Origin of the sequence: Pseudomonas sp. PGPPP1 (assembly GCF_002255865.1) — a bacterium.
In the GTDB taxonomy this organism is placed as follows: domain Bacteria; phylum Pseudomonadota; class Gammaproteobacteria; order Pseudomonadales; family Pseudomonadaceae; genus Aquipseudomonas; species Aquipseudomonas cremoris.
On sequence record NZ_NKIG01000087.1, the window covers coordinates 1 to 1061 of the forward strand.

At 68.0% G+C, this 1061-nt stretch carries 1 protein-coding gene; it reads left to right on the forward strand.

What is annotated here, in order from left to right:
• Positions 1-2: 2 nt before the first annotated feature.
• Positions 3-1061 (forward strand): TolC family protein (locus CFE47_RS31240; RefSeq protein WP_286843050.1); only part of this gene is annotated, 1059 nt, incomplete at its 3' end.

Sequence of the window (1061 nt, forward strand, 5' to 3'; positions counted from 1 at the left end):
CGCTGACCCTGGAGCAGGCGCTGGCCCAGGCCCTGCGCGACAATCCCGACTACCTGGCGGCCCGCCAGGAGACCGCCGCGGCCGCAGGTGCACGGCAGCAGGCAGGCCTCCTGCCCAACCCGGAACTCGCCTTCGAGGTCGAGGACACGCGCTCTGCCAGTCAGACGCGCAGTCTCACGCTCACCCAGCCCTTTGAACTGGGTGGCAAGCGCGCCGCCCGGGTGGCGGTGGCCGAGGCCAACGCTGGCGTGGTCAATGCGGACCTCGAGGCGCGACGCTATGCCCTCCGGGCGGACGTCATCCAGAGTTTTTACGAGTTGTTACTGGCCGCTGAAGGGGTGCGGCTCGCCGAGCAATCGCAGGCACTGGCCCAGCGCAGCCTGGACAGCTCAGGGGCGCAAATTCGAGCGGGCAAGATTTCACCGGTATCGGGTACCCGCGCGGAGGTAGAACAGGTCACCCAGCGGCTGGAGCTGAGACGCGCACTGCAGCAGCGTGACAACGCGCGGGTGAGTCTTGCCCGCCAATTGGGTGTCTCCGTGACCGAGCTCGGTGAGCCGGTCGGTGACCTGGATCGTCTGCCCGCACCTCCCGGCGAAGCCCTACTGCTGCAGGCGATCCGCCAGACACCGGCGATGCTCAAGGCGCGGCGGCAGGTAGCCGCCGGGGATGCCGACGTCGATCTGCAGCGCAGCCAGCGCTATCCGGACGTGCGGGTGAGCCTGGGCAGCCAATACGACGAGCTCGAGGGGGAGCGGGTCAATCTGGTGGGCTTCTCGCTCCCGCTACCGCTCTTCGATCGCAACCAGGGCAACCTGCTCGCCGCGTCCAGTCGCGCTGACCAGGCCCGGGATCTACAGCGAGCGACCGAGCTGCAGATCCAGGCCGAAACCCTGCAGGCACTGCGCGACTGGCGTAGTGCATCAGCTGACGTCGACGACTTGCGCAACCGGGTTTTGCCGGCGGGCCAGCGTACGGTCGATGACCTAACTCGCGGCTTCTCGCTGGGACGTTTTGCCCAGCTGGATGTGCTGGAAGCCCAGCGCGCCCTCATTGCCGCT